This is a genomic window from Enterococcus hirae ATCC 9790 (assembly GCF_000271405.2).
Lineage (GTDB): Bacteria > Bacillota > Bacilli > Lactobacillales > Enterococcaceae > Enterococcus_B > Enterococcus_B hirae.
This window is the reverse complement of the sequence record NC_018081.1, coordinates 1090297-1109390: the sequence shown is the minus strand read 5'-3', so window position 1 is coordinate 1109390 and position 19094 is coordinate 1090297. Positions and strand designations below refer to the sequence as shown.

At 37.9% G+C, this 19094-nt stretch carries 14 protein-coding genes; 3 read left to right on the top strand and 11 right to left on the bottom strand.

From position 1 onward, the window contains the following. Nucleotides 1-10 precede the first annotated feature (10 nt). Both mfd and pth read right to left on the bottom strand, forming a co-directional pair. Nucleotides 11-3532: a transcription-repair coupling factor gene (mfd, locus tag EHR_RS05305; protein WP_010720583.1), complete on the bottom strand. Its 3522-nt coding sequence runs from the start codon at nt 3530-3532 to the stop codon at nt 11-13. A 15-nt stretch (nt 3533-3547) separates the two neighbouring features. Beyond that, nucleotides 3548-4108, bottom strand: a complete 561-nt coding sequence (gene pth / locus EHR_RS05300; RefSeq protein ID WP_010720584.1) for an aminoacyl-tRNA hydrolase — start codon at nt 4106-4108, stop codon at nt 3548-3550. Nucleotides 4109-4442: 334 nt separating this feature from the next. Here pth and EHR_RS05295 point away from each other — a divergent pair, with 334 nt between their 5' ends. Together EHR_RS05295 and EHR_RS05290 are read left to right on the top strand one after the other, a co-directional pair. Further along, entirely contained in the window at nt 4443-5435 is a 993-nt protein-coding gene (locus EHR_RS05295) for an L-lactate dehydrogenase (RefSeq protein WP_014834417.1), read from the top strand. A 170-nt stretch (nt 5436-5605) separates the two neighbouring features. Next, the gene (locus tag EHR_RS05290; protein ID WP_010737288.1) at nt 5606-7012 is read left to right on the top strand and encodes a L,D-transpeptidase family protein; all 1407 of its coding nucleotides are present in this window, start codon (nt 5606-5608) and stop codon (nt 7010-7012) included. Nucleotides 7013-7805: 793 nt separating this feature from the next. Here EHR_RS05290 and EHR_RS05280 read toward each other — a convergent pair. Continuing rightward, nucleotides 7806-8312: a VanZ family protein gene (locus EHR_RS05280; protein ID WP_010737287.1), complete on the bottom strand. Its 507-nt coding sequence runs from the start codon at nt 8310-8312 to the stop codon at nt 7806-7808. Nucleotides 8313-8430: 118 nt separating this feature from the next. On the opposite strand from EHR_RS05280, the gene EHR_RS05275 reads away from it, so the two are divergent. Then, nucleotides 8431-10233 carry a M3 family oligoendopeptidase gene (locus EHR_RS05275; RefSeq protein ID WP_010737286.1) on the top strand — a complete coding sequence of 601 codons (1803 nt, stop codon included), beginning with the start codon at nt 8431-8433 and terminating at the stop codon, nt 10231-10233. Between the two features lie 464 nt (nt 10234-10697). Here the strand turns inward: EHR_RS05275 and EHR_RS05270 are convergent, their stop codons facing one another. The 8 genes from EHR_RS05270 to EHR_RS05235 all read right to left on the bottom strand — a co-directional run bounded on the left by EHR_RS05270 (nt 10698) and on the right by EHR_RS05235 (nt 19085). Next, on the bottom strand, nt 10698-12248 hold the full coding sequence (locus tag EHR_RS05270) for a C40 family peptidase (protein ID WP_010737285.1): 1551 nt from the start codon (nt 12246-12248) through the stop codon (nt 10698-10700). A 217-nt stretch (nt 12249-12465) separates the two neighbouring features. Then, nucleotides 12466-12975, bottom strand: a complete 510-nt coding sequence (mreD, locus tag EHR_RS05265; protein ID WP_010737284.1) for a rod shape-determining protein MreD — start codon at nt 12973-12975, stop codon at nt 12466-12468. Between the two features lie 3 nt (nt 12976-12978). Then, nucleotides 12979-13833 carry a rod shape-determining protein MreC gene (gene mreC / locus EHR_RS05260; protein ID WP_010720591.1) on the bottom strand — a complete coding sequence of 285 codons (855 nt, stop codon included), beginning with the start codon at nt 13831-13833 and terminating at the stop codon, nt 12979-12981. Nucleotides 13834-13987: 154 nt separating this feature from the next. Further along, the gene (locus EHR_RS05255; protein ID WP_010737283.1) at nt 13988-14623 is read right to left on the bottom strand and encodes a thiamine diphosphokinase; all 636 of its coding nucleotides are present in this window, start codon (nt 14621-14623) and stop codon (nt 13988-13990) included. Continuing rightward, nucleotides 14624-15274, bottom strand: coding sequence for a ribulose-phosphate 3-epimerase (rpe, locus tag EHR_RS05250; protein WP_010720593.1), 651 nt, complete (start codon nt 15272-15274; stop codon nt 14624-14626). A gap of 12 nt (nt 15275-15286) precedes the next feature. Continuing rightward, nucleotides 15287-16186 (bottom strand): ribosome small subunit-dependent GTPase A, encoded by a 900-nt coding sequence (gene rsgA, locus EHR_RS05245; protein ID WP_010737282.1) that lies wholly within the window; start codon nt 16184-16186, stop codon nt 15287-15289. A 128-nt stretch (nt 16187-16314) separates the two neighbouring features. Then, the gene (gene pknB / locus EHR_RS05240) at nt 16315-18348 is read right to left on the bottom strand and encodes a Stk1 family PASTA domain-containing Ser/Thr kinase (protein ID WP_010737281.1); all 2034 of its coding nucleotides are present in this window, start codon (nt 18346-18348) and stop codon (nt 16315-16317) included. Beyond that, entirely contained in the window at nt 18345-19085 is a 741-nt protein-coding gene (locus EHR_RS05235) for a Stp1/IreP family PP2C-type Ser/Thr phosphatase (protein ID WP_010737280.1), read from the bottom strand. The genes pknB and EHR_RS05235 overlap by 4 nt, the downstream gene beginning before the upstream one ends. Nucleotides 19086-19094: the final 9 nt, after the last annotated feature.

Here is a 19094-nt window from a genome sequence, read left to right as displayed (position 1 = left end):
TCGCTCCTTCCTAAGCAGACAGATATTTTTGTTCACGTAAAGCTTTGACAAAACGTTGGATTTCTTGCAACCAAACTGCTTCATCGGTCTTGTTAGGAACCGTTAGTCGAATCACCATTTTTTCTTTTTCTACACCTAAACTTGCTTTTAGTTTTGTTGCAGTCAAAGCTTCAAATAACTGTTCTACAGTATAGCGTTTTGTTCCTGCTTTACTTAGATTAAAGACGATAGTCTGCTGTTGCTTGCGAATTGTTTCAATCAAGGCGCGATCGCCATCCATTTTGATTTGGCCAATCGTTAAGAGATGTGCCACCTCTTCAGGGTATTCCCCAAAACGGTCTAAAAGATCATCTTCTAATTCATCAAGCATTTCTTGTGAATCAAGTTCCCTGATCCGTTTATAAATTTCAATTTTCTGTCTTTGGTCCGAAACATATTCTTCTGGCAAGTAAGCATCGACCCCAAGATCGATTTCAACTGCTGTTTTTTCCACTTGGTTGTTCTTTCCTTGTTTACGTAAAACAGCATCACTTAACATTTGCGAATACATGTCGAATCCGACAGCATCAATAAAGCCGTGCTGCTGCGCACCTAGCAGATTTCCTGCTCCTCGGATCGATAAATCCCGCATAGCGATTTTAAAACCAGAGCCTAGTTCGGTGAAATCTTTAATGGCTTGAAGACGTTTTTCGCTGACTTCATTCAAGATTTTTTGTTGTTCATACATGAAGTAGGCGTACGCCACTCGGTTGCTTCGTCCCACACGACCTCGTAATTGATAAAGAGTCGATAGCCCCATGTAATCAGCATTTTCAACGAAGAGCGTATTCGCATTTGGAATATCGACACCCGTTTCAATGATCGTCGTTGTGACTAACACATCATATTGTCCTTCAATAAAATCAAACAATGTATTTTCTAATTGCGCTTCAGTCATTTGACCATGCGCATAACCGATCCGTGCTTCTGGTACAAGTTCTTGGATTTCTTCCACTTTTTGTTCGATCGTCTCTACTCGATTATAGAGATAGAACACTTGACCGCCACGCCCCATTTCTCGATGGATAGCTTCACGAATCGCTCCAGGATTTTTTTCCATCACGTAAGTTTGAATCGGATAACGATTGGCAGGCGGTGTTTCGATCACTGATAAATCACGAACCCCGAGCATTGACATGTGGAGTGTCCGTGGGATCGGTGTCGCTGTCAACGTCAAGACATCCACTTGGGCACGTAGTTGTTTCAAACGTTCTTTATGTTTTACACCAAAACGCTGTTCTTCGTCAACGATCAATAACCCTAAGTCACTAAATTCAATGTCTTTAGATAAGATACGATGCGTTCCGACTACGATATCGATTTGTCCAGTACGTAATTGTTCAATCGTTTCTTTTTGTTGTTTTTTCGTTCGGAAACGACTCAATAGACCTACATTTACTGGAAATCCTTCAAAACGTTCCAACATCGTTTCATAATGTTGTTGGGCGAGAATGGTCGTAGGAACTAAAAAGGCAACTTGTTTACTTTCCTTGACGGCTTTAAAAGCAGCTCGTAAAGCCACTTCCGTTTTACCGTAGCCAACATCACCAACGAGCAAACGATCCATCGGTTTTTCTTTTTCCATATCTCGTTTGATCTCTGCGGCACTCCGTAATTGGTCATCCGTTTCAGAGTATGGGAAGGCATTTTCAAATTCTTTTTGATACCCATCATCCGGTCCAAACGCATACCCTTTTTCTGATTCTCTGGCAGCATATAGTTTGATCAGATCATCTGCGATATCTTCAATTTTAGACGAAACCTTTCTTTTGGTTTTCGTCCATTCACTACTGCCTAATTTATTGATACGAGGTGCTTTTGATTCAGAAGCAACATATTTTTGGATCAAATTCAGCTGGGTAACCGGAATAAATAATTTATCGTCATTTTGATAAAGGATCGTCATGTAGTCTTGATGGACACCATCCACTTCTAACGTTTCCATCCCAATATATTTACCGATCCCGTGATTTGCGTGAACGACATAGTCGCCTGCTTTTAGTTCATTATAGCTTTTTAAACGTTCCGCATTAGTTACGGTTTGTCGCCGTGTTTGTTTCTTCGTCGTTTTTTGGAAAATTTCTTTTTCCGTAATTGCGACTATTTTTTCTTGAGGAAGTTCGAACCCTGTTTGCAGCGCCCCTTCCACTAGTTGCACTTGTCCTCTGATCAGTTTTTCTTTTTCGGTTTCCACGACTAGGATCTCTTCATCACGTAACATCTGCTCCGCTTTTCTAATCCGTTCTTTCGTAGGAATAAAGATGACTACTGTTTGTTCTTGCTTACGCCATCGGTCCATTTCTGTTTTCAATAATGGCATTTGACCGAAAAATTGTTGCATCGTACGATATTGAAAATTGTGAATCGCTTGAAAACGTAAATTCCCCATACCCTTTTGAAAAAGCGCAAAAAAAGTCGTCACAAATTTTTCTTTTTGAACTAATTTATGCACATCATTGACAAAGACTTGCTCTGAGAAGACACGTAATTCACTAATTTTTTGTGTTTGCCATTCAGCTGCTTCTCTTTCGATCTCCCGATTTGTTTCCATGATTCGTTGATAATCATCCACAATGAATAAACTACTTGTTGGAAAATAATCAAGGATCGTCGTTTCTTCTTGATAAAGAAGATCAGCATAAAGTTTCGCGTCTTCTGTCGGATTTCCTGCTTGCCATTGCGCGATCACTTGTCCAAAATAATCCTGCACGAATTGGCGGTCTGTTTCTTCTGAAATCGTCGCTAGTTTCTTTTCTAACAACTTTTCCAGTCGGTCGATCCCATGAAGTAAATCAGCTTGGTCGTAGACCTGTTCACTTGTTGGTGCGATCCAAATTTCTGTTACTTTTTCGATCGAGCGCTGAGTTTCTACTTCAAAATATCGCATGGAGTCAATCTCTACATCAAATAATTCGATACGTACGGGATGTTCGAGATTGATCGGGTAGATATCAATGATGCTGCCACGAATACTATACTCTCCTGTTTTTGCCACCATCTCAACTCGTTCGTAGCCTAATAAAGTCAATAGACGAGGCAGATCGTCAACGGCTATTTCCTCTCCCGTTCGCCAAGTCAATTGGGCTTGTTTCCAAACTTTTGGACTGGGTAATCGTTTATGCAATGCTGCTACTGGTAATAAATAGACCCCTGGTTGTTTTTGTTGTAAGGCATTTAGTGTAGCAACTCGTTCTCTTCTTGCTTCTGGGGAAGAAAAAGCCATTTCCGCAGAAAGAACTTCATCTACTGGAAAAGAATGTATTTGTTCTGCTGGCAAAACATGTTGCAAATCTTCTGCTAGTTGATTCGCATAATACAGATTAGGCATTAATACGACTAAGTTTTTCTTTGTTTTTTTGAACGCTCGAGCAAAGAGAAGAGTTTTGGCTGAACCAGCTAAACCAGTGATCAATTGTCTTGGTGATTTTTCTTCTATCTGGTTGAGCCATTCCTTTACCTGTGGATCTTTACCAATTAATTGAACGATATCCATTTTTTTCCTCCTTCGCTAATTGAATTTGTTCATCGTATCGATAAACGAATGACCATCCAGCATAAACTCGAGTGCTGCCACTGACTGATCGATACTTGCTTCAATCAATGGTTGAACTTCTTTACTAAATGGGCTTAGCACGTGTTGAACAACAGTTTTGTTTCCTTCTGGTCGACCAATGCCTACTTTGATACGGTCAAATACATTCGTATTCAAGTGAGAAATGATACTTTTTATTCCATTATGTCCACCAGCACTCCCTTTTTGGCGCAAGCGGATCTTGCCAGTTACAAGATCTAAATCATCATAAACAACAACTAATTCTTCCGGATAAATACCGAAATAAGTCATTAATGGTCCTACAGCACGACCAGATTCGTTCATAAAAGTTTGCGGCTTCACTAATAAGATTTTTTCTCCTTGATAGAAAAACTCTGCAACTTCCGCTTCAAATGTATTTTTTTTAAACACAGCTTGTTGCTTTTCAGCCATGCGATCAACGACCATAAAGCCGATATTATGTTTGGTTTGTGCATATTTGGTTCCTGGGTTTCCAAGCCCTACGATCATTTTCATTTGTTCTACCACCTAATTGAAAAAAGCAGCACAAAAGGCTGGAGCGCCCTAAAGCAATCCAGTCTTTGACTCATTTTTTCATTTTTTTACTTTCTACTATTAAGTATAACACACAAATACCTGTTTCAACAAAAAGAGAATGTTTAACAAATGATAAAGAAATTAAAATTTTCTTCAAAGTCTAATAAATTAATAACCTTTTAAAAATAGTGAAATCACGCACATGTAAGCTTTTACATATAATACAACCTTGTTATCTGTTATATTTTATAGCCAAATAGCGTGACAGCGGGCTTGATAAATGTTAGCATAGGCATGGGAAAAAACAAAATCAATGGAAGGATTGATATATAATGACTGCAGCTGCAGAAAAAAAGATCATCAAAAAGTAATTCTTGTTGGAGATGGCGCCGTAGGTTCTAGCTATGCCTTTGCCCTAGTTACTCAAAACATTGCACAAGAAGTAGGTATCGTAGATATCAACACAGCAAAAACTGAAGGAGATGCTATTGATTTATCACATGCTCTAGCATTTACTTCACCTAAAAAAATCTACTCTGCTACTTATGCAGATGCACATGATGCTGACTTAGTAGTTATCACTGCTGGTGCACCACAAAAACCAGGTGAAACTCGTTTAGACTTAGTAAATAAAAACTTAAAAATCAACCGCGATGTAGTAACACAAATTGTTGAATCAGGATTCAATGGTATTTTCTTAGTTGCTGCTAACCCAGTAGATATTTTAACTTACTCAACTTGGAAATTCTCGGGCTTCCCTAAAGAACGCGTAATCGGTTCAGGTACTTCACTTGACTCAGCTCGCTTCCGTCAAGCACTTGCAGAATTAGTTGATGTTGATGCACGTAACGTCCATGCTTATATCTTAGGTGAACACGGTGACTCAGAATTTCCTGTTTGGTCACATGCTAACGTTGCTGGTTTACAAATTTATGAATGGGTTAAAAACAATCCAGACGTTGATGAAGAAGCAATGGTTAACTTATTCTTTGGTGTACGTGATGCTGCTTACACAATCATTGAAAAGAAAGGCGCTACTTTCTATGGTATCGCTGTAGCCTTAGCACGTATCACTCGTGCCATCTTAGATGATGAAAATGCTGTACTTCCACTATCTGTATTTATGAATGGTGAATACGGCTTGAACGATATCTACATTGGTGCCCCTGCAGTAATCAACCGTCAAGGTATCCAAAAAGTTATCGAAATCCCTCTAAGTGACAGCGAACAAGATCGTATGGCTGCTTCAGCTAAACAATTAAAAGAAATCTTAGATGAAGCTTTTTCTAAATTAGACGCTGAATAATTAGAATAAATTTAACCACTTAATCAAGCAGAATGTCAGCATTCTGCTTGATTTTTTTACTTAACGATCGTTAAATTTTTGCTAAATCATTTGTCCCCTTCGTCTTTTTTCTCAAAATATGCTATGATTAGTTCGTTATACGCTAAACTATCAAATAAGGAGCTGCCCGCATGACAAGATCTTCTCATCATAAAAAATCGAAATCGCTACACATTGGTCTATTAACTACGCTAGGCGTATTCCTCGCATTAATCGGCTTTTACGCTTACCGCAGTACATATTACACCAATCATTTTTTACCTAACACGGAAATTAATTCCATCAATGTAAGTAACCTGACCGTGCAACAGGCAAATGACAAATTAAAAGACACCTTTTCCAATAAAAAGCTGACGATTGAAGAAAATGGGAAAGTTTGGGAAGAGATCGCAAAATCTGAGCTTGGTTATAAAGATGACTTTTCAGCAGATTTATCTCGATTGTTAAACCAACAAAATGCTTGGTCATGGGGCATGAACTATGTTTCCGCTAGTGAAAAACAAGAAATTGATCCACAAGATACTGATCATCAAAAACTAGATGAAACGCTGGCTTCCACGACGAATAAGCTAACCGAATTAAATAAAGATCGGACACAGACACAAGATGCGACGATTGAAAAATCTGGTGACTCTTTCAAAATAAAACCAGAAATAACTGGCGATACGATTGATGTGACAGCAGCTATCAACGCGCTGAAAACCAGTGTTAAGGATGGCAAAAACAAAATTGATTTGACTAAATTTCAAACAAAACCAAAAGTGACAGCGACCGATAAAAATTTAACAAAACAAGTCGATGAAATGAATGCCATTGCTAATACCAAAGGAACCTATAGTATCAACGGTAATACTTTCCAGATACCTCGTTCTGAAATTGCTAACTGGCTAACTTACACAGATGGTAAAGTTGATTTAGATACAACACAAGTTAAAAACTATGTAACAGGTTTAGGAGAAAAATATAACACGAGTACGAATGACACGAAATTTAAAAGTACAAAACGTGGTGAAGTAACGGTTCCTGTTGGTACCTATAGTTGGTCAATCAAAACTGATGCAGAAACAGAAGCTTTGAAGTCAGCCATTCTGGCAGGTAAAGACTTTACCCGATCACCAATTGTTCAAGGTGCCACAACAGCTGATCATCCTTTAATAGAAGATACCTATATCGAAGTTGATTTAAAAAACCAACATATGTGGTATTACAAAGATGGTAAAGTTGCGCTAGAAACTGACATCGTGTCTGGAAAACCTACGACCCCTACTCCAGCTGGTGTTTTCTATGTTTGGAACAAAGAGGAAAATGCCACATTAAAAGGAACGAATGATGATGGAACCCCTTATGCAAGTCCTGTAAACTACTGGATGCCAGTTGACTGGACCGGTGTTGGTATCCATGATTCCGACTGGCAACCTGAATATGGTGGCGATCTTTGGAAAACTCGTGGATCTCATGGATGTGTCAATACGCCGCCAAGTGTCATGAAAGAATTGTTTGGCATGGTAGAAAAAGGTACACCAGTAATCATTTTCTGATAGCTTCAATAAAAAATGAATTCATAAAAAAACTGGTTTCTCAACAAAGTTTATCTTAAACTTTAGAGAGACCAGTTTTTTTACGTCTATCACTATCAAAGGGGGAATAAAATGGACGATAAGTTACAAGCTAAAAAAACTTATTATCAATAGTTTCTTGGTTACACTGAGCAACAGATCTTAGAATTATCCGCCAGTATCGCAGACCAGCAAAAACTACTCGTCAAACCAGAGAATAACGAATTTGAACAAAAGATTTTAGTCAAAAAACTAGCTAGTGACAAGAGAAAAATGCAATCATTTTTAAATGGTAAGGGCCTCCTCTGTTCAATCCTTCAGCAGCTGGATATTATTCATACTACGATCGCGAATCAAGATCAAAATAATTCGCTATGGAATAGGTTTTTTCGCTCATCATCCAATGAGTTGGCTAATCACCAGAAATTATTACATACATATGAACTTCTGTTTGAAGAAATAATGAAAGGATTATACAGCGATACACAAAAGGCGTCACTGTATAAAAAACTAGTGCCCAAAGAGAGGTACAGATAATGATTCAAGGATAAAATCAACCACTCCTAAAATAAATTCCAATCCAATCTATCAATAAATAAACAACAGCTGGCTTTGATCCACAAGTTCTATTCTATAAAAATGAATCACAAGTATACTACGAAATGAAGCCGAAAAATCCTAAAATAGAAAACTATTTTAGAATTTTTCGGCTTCATACTCAATTTTAATTACTTCTATAACTCATTTTTTCATGTACACTAATTGATACTTCTACCTAAAATTTTTTTCTCACAAAACCAACGATCAAGCATAAGACAATCGCTGTCAACGCCCCCATTGAATCGAGCATGACATCTTGGAAAGACGGTGTTCGATTCCCTGTAAGCATCTGATGAAATTCATCTAACCCAGCATAACCGGTCGCCGATAACCAAGCTAAGACACTTGTTAACCACCAGATTTTCATTTTAGGAAAGACCCCTAAAAACAAACTACCACCTAAAATAAAATAAGACCCAAAATGAGCACCTTTTCGTAAGAAAAATTCAACGAATTTACCATAACCTAAATGATCCACACTCACTACCCCATCGCCATAAGTAAAACGAATATTATCAAATACTTGTTTAAACGGATGATTGGGAAACCACTCTTCGATCCTGGAGACTTGGGATTGTTGTCCGTAAGTTTGCGATGAACTGTAAAATAAGAGAGCCATGATGAGTACTGCAATAACTAAATAAAAGTTGCCATTTTTCATTTGTTTTTTTATTGAATTCATAAGTCACCTCTGCCATTTATAATAGCTCTTTTTTTGCGAAACAACAAACTTTTCTTAGAGACTTAAATAAGAAAATAATGCTATACTAATTGTATTATAAATTGAAGGGAGCTTTTTCATGACATATTCACTAAATTGGGATCTTGATTCAATTTTTTCAGGTGGAAGTGATTCCCCAGCCTTAAATGAACGCTTAGAACAATTAGAAAAACAAATCAATACCTATTATCAATCCGTTAATCAATGGGATCATTCAGTCAGTACAAATGATGAACTTACGACACTGATCAAACAACAAGAAACAATTACAGAAGGTTTTTCTCAATGTAATAGTTATATTACGGCTTTGTTATCTGCGAATGTCAAAGATACCCAAGCAAAGCTTTTATCAGGAAAATTATATGCACTATTACCACGTTGGCAATCAGCCGATACGATTTTATCGAAAAAATTTGCAGAAATATCTGACAATAATTGGCAAACATTGCTCCAAACAGATGCATTTTCTTTGATTGCTTTTCGTATGAATGAGATTCGCAGAGACGGTCATCGTTTATTGTCCGAAGCAGAAGAAAACATCATCAATACACTCTCATTAGACGGGCTGAATGCGTGGAGCAGTCATTACGACACAATTGTGGGAACAATCGTGATTCCATTTGAAGAAAATGGCAAGGTAACTGACTTGTCAGCAGGTCAAGCCTTCAATAAAATGATGGGTGATCCAGATCCACTCGTACGTGAAAAGTTATTTATCGCCTGGGAAAAAGCTTGGCAAGAAAAAACGTCTTTACTATCGGACACATTAAATCACTTAGATGGTTTCCGTTTATCAACCTATAAACTACATGGTATGAACGACTATTTACAAAAACCATTAGAATACAATCGTTTAAAAAAAGAAACACTTGATGTGATGTGGGCAACTATCCAAAAAAATAAACAACCGTTAGTTGATTACTTAACAAGAAAAGCCAATCTTTTCGGTAAAGAAAAAATGGAGTGGCAAGATCAAGATGCACCAATTATTTTAGGAGATCTAAAGGAAAAGACGTTTACCTTTGACGAAGCTGCCTCTTTCATCATTGAGAATTTTCAAAAATTCAGTCCCAAAATGGCAACCTTTGCACAATCTGCATTTGAAAAAAGTTGGATTGAAGCAGAGGATCGTCCGGGAAAACGACCTGGCGGGTATTGTACTGAGCTGCCAGAAACCCAAGAATCCAGAATTTTTATGACCTATAGTAACTCAGTCAATGAAGTAGCTACGCTAGCCCACGAATTAGGTCATGCCTTTCATAGCAGTGTCATGTGGGATCTGCCAGCATTGAACCGTGATTATGCAATGAATGTTGCAGAAACTGCTAGCACGTTTGCTGAATTGATTGTCGCTGATGCTACCTTAAAAGCAGCCAAAACGAAAGAAGAAAAAATCAATTTATTAGATACTAAATTACAAAATGCTTTGGCCATGTTTATGAATATCCATTCTCGTTTCATTTTCGAAAATCGTTTCTATTCTGCGCGACAAGAAGGACTTGTTTCAGAAGAAGAAATCACTCAAATGATGGTTGAAGCTCAAAAAGAAGGTTATCATGATGCCTTAGCTACTTACCACCCACACTTCTGGGCAGCTAAATTGCATTTCTTTATTGATGATGTTCCTTTTTATAACTTCCCTTACACGTTTGGCTATTTATTTAGTTTAGGTATTTATGCTTATGCAAACAAAAAAGGAACAAGTTTTGAGCAAGAATACATTGAGTTATTAAGAGATACAGCTTCAATGACAACCGAAGAACTTGCTCAAAAACATTTAGGTGTTGACTTAACGAAACCAGATTTCTGGCAAGCTGGCATCGATATGGTTTTAGAGGATATCAATAGTTTCATGACACTTTCTGAAGAATATGTACATTAATTGATCAAGCTAAATCATTACTAGATAAAATGATCGATTCATAAACAGTAAAAATAGCAGTTTTTTCATTCATTGGAAATCCTATTTTGACTAATAAGTCCAAATGAGCTAGAGAGAATAGTGATTGGTTTACACCAACCTTCTTCACTCTAGCTCATTTATTTTGGTTGCTTCGTCTCTCATTCCAAACATCCATGATCATTTTTTGTGAAAATCACCAATGTCCCCTACTATTTTATAGCTACATATAAACTTCATTCTTTACTCACTGATTGCATTACAGACTAAAAAAGACACGTTGTCAAAGGATATTGGTAAAAAGAAACCTTAGAATCATAGGGTATCATTTTTATACTTTTTAAACCATAAAAAAGATGTTGGTGAATTTCACCAACATCAAAAAGAATAGAGCCACAAAAAAAAATGAACAGGAAGATTTCTCCTCCTGTTCATTCTATTTATTATTACATACTTACTGCAAAATCAGGTGTATACCATTGAACTGAACCAACTTTAACATTTTCACCTGGTTGTGGTGCATGGATATATTGTCCGCCACCTAATGAAATAGCTACGTGATAAGTTCCGCCAGCAGAACCCCAGAATAATAAGTCTCCAGCTTTTGCTTGAGAAACTGAAATTTTTGTTCCAGCTGATTCTTGAGGTACTGTCCAACCACCGATGTCACGGCCAGTTACTTGTAAATATACATAGCGTGTAAATCCAGAACAGTCAAAGCCACTTGGATCTTTACCACCCCATACATATGGAGTACCAATATATTTGTAAGCTTCTGCTACAATCGCAGCGCCGTTCACACTACCAGAAGGATTTGGTGCTGGTGCTGGAGCAGGCGTTGGTGTAGGTGTTGGAGCTGGTGTTACAGTATTGTTGTTATTGTTGTTATTTGTTGTACTGTTATTAGTGCTATTATTAGTGCTATTGTTTGTATTATTATTTACATTTGTATTAGAGCTGCTTGAACTGCTTTCTGTATTCGCAGGTGTTGACTCTTGTGTAGAAGATTCAGGAACTGTTGATTCTTCTGTTGAAGATGATTCAGTAGAAGAAGAGCCAGTTGATGAATTTTCTGTTGTTGTAGAAGATTCAGTAGATGTTGATTCTTCTGTTGTTGAAGACTCAGGAGCTTTTGATTCTTCACTTGAAGATTGTGCAGCTGATGAGCTTTCTGTTGTAGTTGATGCTGATGATAAAGCTTGTGTTTGTGCAGCTTGTGCAGCAGCTTGTTCACGTGCTTCTTTTTCAGCTTTTTCTTGAGCTGCTTGTTGACGAGCTTGTTCTGCTAAGCGAGCTTGTTCACGGATACGTGCTTGCTCTGCTTCAGCTTCAGCTTTCTTACGGTTCAAGTCAGCTTTCTTATCTTCTGCTGTTGCTTGTTCAGCAGCCAATGAAGTTTTCAAGACATTTAAGTCAGCTTGTTTTGCTAATAAATCGCCTTTTTGTGACTCTAAAGCAGCTTGGTTGTCAGCAAGTTCTTTTTGTTTTGCTTCATTTTCAGCTTTTTTCGCTTCTACTGCTTGTTTGTCTTCTTTTTGTTGTTGTACTAAGTCTTGGTTTGCTTTAACGATTGTAGACATTGCTTGGATACGACCAACAGCATCTGCTAATGAATCTGCATTTAACACAGCGTCAATATAGTTTGAACTAGTATTTTTTACTTGTGTTTCACGTGCTTGTTTTTGGATTGTTGCTTCACGTTTTTCAATACGTTCTTGTAAATCTTTGATTTCTTGTTTTAATTGAGCAGATTCTTTACGCAATGTATCTTGTTTAGTTAATAAATCTTGCGCTTTTGTGTTAATAGCAGAAACTTGACCTTCTAATGCTTCAATTTGTGATTGTGCACTTGCTTGTTGGTTTTGTAAGTCTGCAATTTTTTTGTCTTGTTGTTGTATCTGAGAATCAAAATCGTCCGCCGCGGCAGCGATCGGTGATCCTACGGCAGTTAAAGCGATTGAACTTAGCATTACCGCTGATAATAAACTCTTTTTCACTCTTCATTCCTCCGACTGGCTTAATTTAATAAATATCTAAATATATTTAAGTCTTTCTTAACGATATAAAAATTGTACCATAGCAGTATGTCAACGATATAATAGTTATGTTACAAAAACATTTCAAAATAAAATCTTAAAATGACAAACATGTAAGTTTCAATGATTATTCACAAAATATGACATTTATTTCAGAAATCAGTACAAAAAAAAGAAATTATTCATCACTGAATAATTTCTTGAATGGAAAAACGAAAACTGCGAATAGAATCATCGTTAATAATAAAGTTGGCCCAAGATATCTAGTAATAAAGTAAGTGTTATTTACAGATACTAATTTGAAAATCAATTGTACAGCTAAAGTGAACAACTCATACCCCGTAACAAAAATAATCATACTAAAAAATTCTGTAAAGATATTAAAGTGGATATAAGAACTCATCGAATACATAATAAAGACCATCAGTGGTAATGCCACCGCATAGATCCCGATTACACCGATATAGTAGGTATCAAAGATTGCTCCAAGGACGACCGTTGTAATCAATAAATACCTTTTAGGAAATTTCATACTGCAAAACAGCAAAGCCAAAATGAGAAAATGGGCACTAGCCATGTATTGCCCATTTGACCACTCGACAAACATTCTAGTCAAATGCCCATCAATCAACATCAATAAGAACAATACAACTGGCAAGTAATATTTCATTGTATCTTTTTTCAGCATAGGTTAATCCTCCACCAGTCGTTGCACGATCGTCACAACTGGCAGATCATACATTCCAGCGTAAGGCTTAACATATACTTCACGATCCAAGCCATAACTATCTGGTTTGGTCTTGATGACTGTTCCGATCGGCAGATCTGCTGGTGAGTTCCCACCTAAGCCAGAAGTTTGAACGACGTCGCCTTCTTTGATATTCGTATCTCCAGTTAATTGTGTCACGACTAACGCTTGCAGTTTTTCGTCATAGTTTTTCAATAATCCAAACGCTTCTCCACTAGAAGAAGATACCCGAACTGGGAAATGATTCGAACTTTCATTTGACGAAGTCAGCAGCTCGATCTTAGAAGAAGTACGATTGACTTCAACTACTCGACCAATTAATCCTTTTTGTGCCATTACCGCCATGTTCACTTCAATGCCATCTTTTGATCCTTTATCAACGATCAACATATCTTGCCAAGTATCTGGTGAGCGTGTAATCACATTCGCCGTTACTTTTTCATAGTTAGTCAATGTTTGATTTAAGTTAAGTTCTTTCTTTAATGCTTCGATTTCTTTTTGGTCATTTTTATTTTTTAATGCTAATTCATCATAACTATCGATTTTCTCTTTTAATCGCTCATTTTCAGAATAAGTCGTGAAAAGATTATGGACTGAATCCACTCCATTTTCGACCCATCTTACGGGCGCAGAGATTGCACGGTCAACAAATGAAACACTGTCATTGACAAAAGACTGGAAGAAATTAGGTTTTCCTTCATTCGCTCGTTGCGCGGCAGTCACACTTAAGATTGTCACCACAATGATAACAATGATTAAGGTAATAATAATATTTTTATTAGGATTGAACTTCTTCACAAAGACACCTCGAATTAATTAGACTCTTATGGTCAATTTTATCACTAATTGAGGCGAAACAAAAGGTATGACACCTCTCTTAAGCTTTTTTTAGTAAATAATTTGACTTGTCATTTTTAACTATTTCTGTTGTATTTACTCGGTTAGAGCAAACTTAATCTTTACTTTGAATCACTGCGACTATCCCAGTTGAAAAGGAAAAATCAGCCGTATCTGAAACAAATTCATTGCTTGCATAAGAAGTTGCTTGGCTCACATCAGTTGTTTCCAGTTCATACTTGCTCTTTTGGATGGACAGCTCTGTTACAGGCGTCAAACAACAATAGGCCAAATAACGCATTTTATCCATTTTGGTAATCACATGTTTGCCAGGTAAATAGTAGGTGACATGATTTTGACGATCCCAAATAATGATCTTTTGAGCATGTGGTTTAAATCTTGGTTCTAACGGCAGCCAAAGGTTAGCAAGCAGGTGATCCAATCGACCACCAGTTGCGCCAATGATCGTGATTGTTGCTTCTGGATATCGTTCAATGGCTTGACACAACCCCAACTGCGTATCTGTATCATCTTTTTCTGCTGGTGCTTGGATCAGTTCATTCGTTGCTTGTTCAACTTGTTTTTTTTCATCTACCGATAACGAATCAAAGTCACCGATTGCTAAATCCAAGGGGAAATTGTTTTGAAGAAGATACCATGCACCACGATCAATGCCTACATAACAGTCATAACTGTTTTGTAGTTCTGGCCAATTTTCAGGAGAACCTCCTGCCACTAATAAAACCTGCATTTATTTCAATGCCTCTTTTAACTGGTTGATTTGACCCACTGGATCTTCTGAGTTATAGATATAAGAACCGGCAACGAAAACATCTGCTCCAGCTTTTTGACAAATTTGTGCGGTTTCAGGAACGATACCGCCATCTACTTCAATGGAATAATGCCAATTATTTTGCTCGCGTAATTCTGATAATTCAGCAATTTTCTCTACCGTTTCTTCAATGAAACTTTGTCCACCAAATCCTGGGTTAACAGTCATCACTAAGACCTGATCTGCTATCGGTAAAACATGTTTGATCATCGTTATAGGTGTGCCTGGATTAATCACGACTCCTGATTTCACGCCTAGATCTTTCATCATTTGCAATGCTCGATGAATGTGTGGAGTGGCTTCCACATGCACCGTGATGATATCTGCTCCAGCCTTCGCAAACGCCGGAATATATTTTTCCGGGTCAACAATCATCAAATGCACGTCTAGTGGTAACTTAGTAATTGGTCGAATAGCTTGTACGATATTGGGACCAAATGTAATATTTGGAACAAATTGTCCATCCATTACATCTACATGGATGTAATCTGCCCCTCCTTTTTCTACTAGTTCGATGTCTCTTTGTAAATTAGAAAAATCTGCGCTTAAGATAGATGGTGCTATTTTCATTAATGCTTCCTCCTATTTTCGTTTACCTTCTTTTTTAGAATAGATTGGTTTTCGATTTTCGACTTCCTGTAAAAATTGCAAATAGTTCTCATAACGTGTTTGGGCAATCTCACCTGTTTCGACCTGGCGTTTCACCTCGCACCCAGGCTCTTTAGCATGCATGCATTCTCTAAAACGGCAATGGTTCGATGCACTGACAAATTCAGGAAATTGTTTTGGTAATTCAGTCGTTTCGATCGTCAAAAAATCGATCGAGCTGAATCCTGGTGTATCTGCAACTAAACCATCATACAATGGGAGTAATTCCACATGTCTCGTTGTATGTCTCCCACGTCCTAAAGAATCAGAGATTTCCCCCGTTTCTAAGTTTAGATCTGGCGAAATTTGGTTTAAGAGTGTAGATTTTCCAGCACCAGATTGGCCCATAAAAACGGTCAATCGTTCTGGGAAGTAACGAATTAATTCTGCAGTATCTCCAGGATATTTCGGAACAATCACTGGATAACCGATCGTTTCATACGTTTGCTTGATCTCATCGATTTGCTGTTCGTTTGAAGCAAGATCTGTTTTTGTCAAAAATATGACAGGTTCAATGGATTCATATTCTAAAGTCACTAGAAAGCGATCCAATAAATTATAAGAAAAATTTGGTTCTACCAAGCTTGTAACTACGACACCTAAATCGACATTTGCTACCGGTGGACGCACCAGTTGATTTTTACGAGGCATCACTTCTAACAAATAACCGTCCGTCTTGTTTTCGCTTTCAAATAGTACTTGGTCACCCACTAACGGAGTGATTTTTCGATTACGAAAGTTTCCTCGTCCTCTCGTTTGATAGGTCTCACCGTCTGCGTGTACATAATAAAACCCACTAATTGCTTTTCTGATTTGTCCTTTGATGTATGCCACCTCCAGTTTTCCTTATTTTACCACAGGAAAGAAAAATCATGTGGCGTTCCTGACAAGAAACTTAGCGAAACTCAATAAAAAATAGCAGAGCACGTTTAGAAACGCTCTGCTATTTTTTATTGTTATTACTATTTGGATGAAGACGACGTGCTTTCTTCTTTAGACGTAGTAGTACTTGAACTTTCTTTGCTGCTTGACGATTCTTTGGTTGAACTTGATGATTCTTTTGATTCTTTGGTTGGTTCTGGTCCTTTTGAATAAATGACATTGACGATCGTTCCTGGAGTAATCGATGCCCCCACGCCAGGAGCTGTTCGGATCACTTTATCTTTTTCTACGGTATCAGAATATTCATAAGACTCATGTCCGATGTATTCTGCGCCAATACTTGATAAATAACTTTGTGCATCACTTTTCGTATAGCCTGAAATATCATTTAATGTTTTCGCATTTGGTCCTTGACTAACGACAAAACTGATATAGCTATTTTCAGTCAATGGTTCACCGTAACTAGGTAATTGGCTAATGATTGAACCAGCTGGAACCGTATCGCTGTAATCATACGTCTCACTGATCCTTTTATAACCATTTGAGCTCAATATCCCACGAACGGTGTCATAATTTTGACCAGTATAATCCCCCATCGTTGGTTGCGCGCCTTGGCTCACAACAAATGTGATCTTATCTGTCGTTGGATCGACTTCCGTTCCTTCTTCATCCGACTGGGAAATGATTCGTCCATTTTCTACTTCATCACTGAACTCGTCTTTTTTCTCGATACTATCAGCTGGAAAACCAAGCTTCTTCAATCGGCTACTTACTTCGTCAAAATTCATCCCAGTATAATCATCTAACTTGATTTTTTTCTTACCTGTGCTGACGTAAAGGGTAACTTCACGGTTTTGTTTCACTGTAGTTCCCGCTGCTGGGTCCGTTTTGACAACGTCTCCTTCTTCGATTTGTTCATCAGGGATCTCTTCGGTTTTTGTTGCTGCTTCTAATTTAGCTTTTGCTAAAGTATCTCTGGCAGACGCTTCTGATAATCCCGAAACGTCAGGAATTTCGACTTCTCCACGACCTCCAGAAGCAAAAAAGACGGCTGTTCCGATTCCTAATAAGGCTAAGATCACCAATAAAATAATCCACCATTTTTTATGCTTTTTACTCTTTGGATCAGGAACTGTCTCTTCTGCCATCACAGGAGTTTCTTCTGATTTTTCTTTAGGTAATGGCATGGATTTAAATGACTCTGGCATTGGTGTATCTTCTTCTAATGGTGTGATCACTTGAGTTTCTTTGGTCATTGCTTGTGGCACCCATTTGGCTTCATTTGCCCGAGCAGGAGACAGCGCTGTTGCTAAGTCTTCTGACATTTCTTCTGCTGTTTTATATCGATCTGCCGGTTCTTTTGCAGTAGCTTTCAATACCACATTTTCTAAAGCTTGCGGCGTTGTTGGGTCTAGATCCTTGATTGAAGGTAACTCATCTTGGAAATGCTTCAAGGCAATCGTCACTGCAGACTCACCATCAAAAGGAACACTGCCAGTTAATAATTCGTAAAGAATGATCCCTAAGGCATAGATATCTGATTGTTTCGTAGCCATACTTCCTCTAGCTTGTTCAGGAGATAAGTAATGGACAGAGCCTAACATCGTATTCGTTTGTGTGATCGATGTTTCAGATAATGCGATTGCTATACCAAAATCAGTGATTTTGACCACGCCCTCATTATCGATCAAGACATTTTGTGGTTTCAAATCACGATGAATGATTTGGTGCGTATGTGCTAAAGAAATAGCTGATAAAATTTGTTGCATAATATTGACTGCTGTATCATAAGGAACAGGATAATGGGTTTGAATATAGCGTTTCAGGTCCATTCCTTTTACATATTCCATCACGAGATACTGCATGTTGTCTTCTTCTCCAACATCATACACACTAACAATATTAGGATGAACTAGTTCAGTCGCAGCTAGTGCTTCTCGTTGGAATCGTCTAATTGCCGTTTGATCATTTTGGAAATCGAATCGTAACACTTTGACTGCGACATCACGATCTAAAATAAGGTCATGGGCTAGAAAAACATTTGCCATGCCCCCACTACCAATATTTCCAGTGATTTGATAACGACCATTCAACTTTTTGCCTAACTCAATCATGCTACGTCCTCCTTGTATTCGATCAGAAGAACGGTAATATTATCTGCTCCGCCTGCTTCATTTGCACGTTCGATTAATTCTGTTACCTTGTCGAACAAAGCCCCTTCTTGATTGATAATCGTTCCAATCGTTTCTTCAGATAACATGTTCGTTAACCCATCCGAACACAACAACAAACGATCTTTTAATTGCCAAATATAAGTCGATACATCGACTTCTACAGTTCCTGGCATTCCTACAGAACGAGTTAAAATATTTTTTCGTGGGTGGTTCGCTGCCATTTCTTCACTGATTTCTCCAGATTTTACTAGTTCATTCACTAAAGAATGATCTTCTGTCAGTTGAATGATTTTATCTTCACGGATCAAGTAGGCACGGCTATCCCCCACATGAGCAATAGTAAACTGATCTTCTGATAAAGCTGCTGCTACGATCGTCGTTCCCATCCCATTGTATTCTGGTTGCTCTTGGCCACGTTGATAAATACGAGTATTTTCTTCTTGGATCGTTTTGATGAACCATTGCGCTACTTTTTCGTCATCACTTAAACTTAGATTTTCCCAAGCAGTTCCTAAGTTTGTCACTGCCATCTGGCTCGCGATATCACCTGCACGATGACCGCCCATTCCATCTGCCAATACTGCTAATTTAATTCCAGCTTGATTCGTAAAAACACTCGCATAGTCTTGATTTGTATTACGTCGTCTTCCTACATCTGATTGATATTCAATCTGCATTCTTTCACC

What these genes read in the sequence shown, in the direction of transcription:
- pth (WP_010720584.1), bottom strand. Translation starts at nt 4,108, where the DNA reads ATGAAAATGATCGTAGGGCTTGGAAACCCAGGAACCAAATATGCACAA.
- EHR_RS05255 (WP_010737283.1), bottom strand. Translation starts at nt 14,623, where the DNA reads ATGCAGGTTTTATTAGTGGCAGGAGGTTCTCCTGAAAATTGGCCAGAA.
- EHR_RS05280 (WP_010737287.1), bottom strand. Translation starts at nt 8,312, where the DNA reads ATGAATTCAATAAAAAAACAAATGAAAAATGGCAACTTTTATTTAGTT.
- rpe (WP_010720593.1), bottom strand. Translation starts at nt 15,274, where the DNA reads ATGAAAATAGCACCATCTATCTTAAGCGCAGATTTTTCTAATTTACAA.
- EHR_RS05290 (WP_010737288.1), top strand. Translation starts at nt 5,606, where the DNA reads ATGACAAGATCTTCTCATCATAAAAAATCGAAATCGCTACACATTGGT.
- EHR_RS05295 (WP_014834417.1), top strand. Translation starts at nt 4,443, where the DNA reads ATGGAAGGATTGATATATAATGACTGCAGCTGCAGAAAAAAAGATCAT.
- EHR_RS05235 (WP_010737280.1), bottom strand. Translation starts at nt 19,085, where the DNA reads ATGCAGATTGAATATCAATCAGATGTAGGAAGACGACGTAATACAAAT.
- EHR_RS05275 (WP_010737286.1), top strand. Translation starts at nt 8,431, where the DNA reads ATGACATATTCACTAAATTGGGATCTTGATTCAATTTTTTCAGGTGGA.
- mfd (WP_010720583.1), bottom strand. Translation starts at nt 3,532, where the DNA reads ATGGATATCGTTCAATTAATTGGTAAAGATCCACAGGTAAAGGAATGG.
- pknB (WP_010737281.1), bottom strand. Translation starts at nt 18,348, where the DNA reads ATGATTGAGTTAGGCAAAAAGTTGAATGGTCGTTATCAAATCACTGGA.
- mreD (WP_010737284.1), bottom strand. Translation starts at nt 12,975, where the DNA reads ATGCTGAAAAAAGATACAATGAAATATTACTTGCCAGTTGTATTGTTC.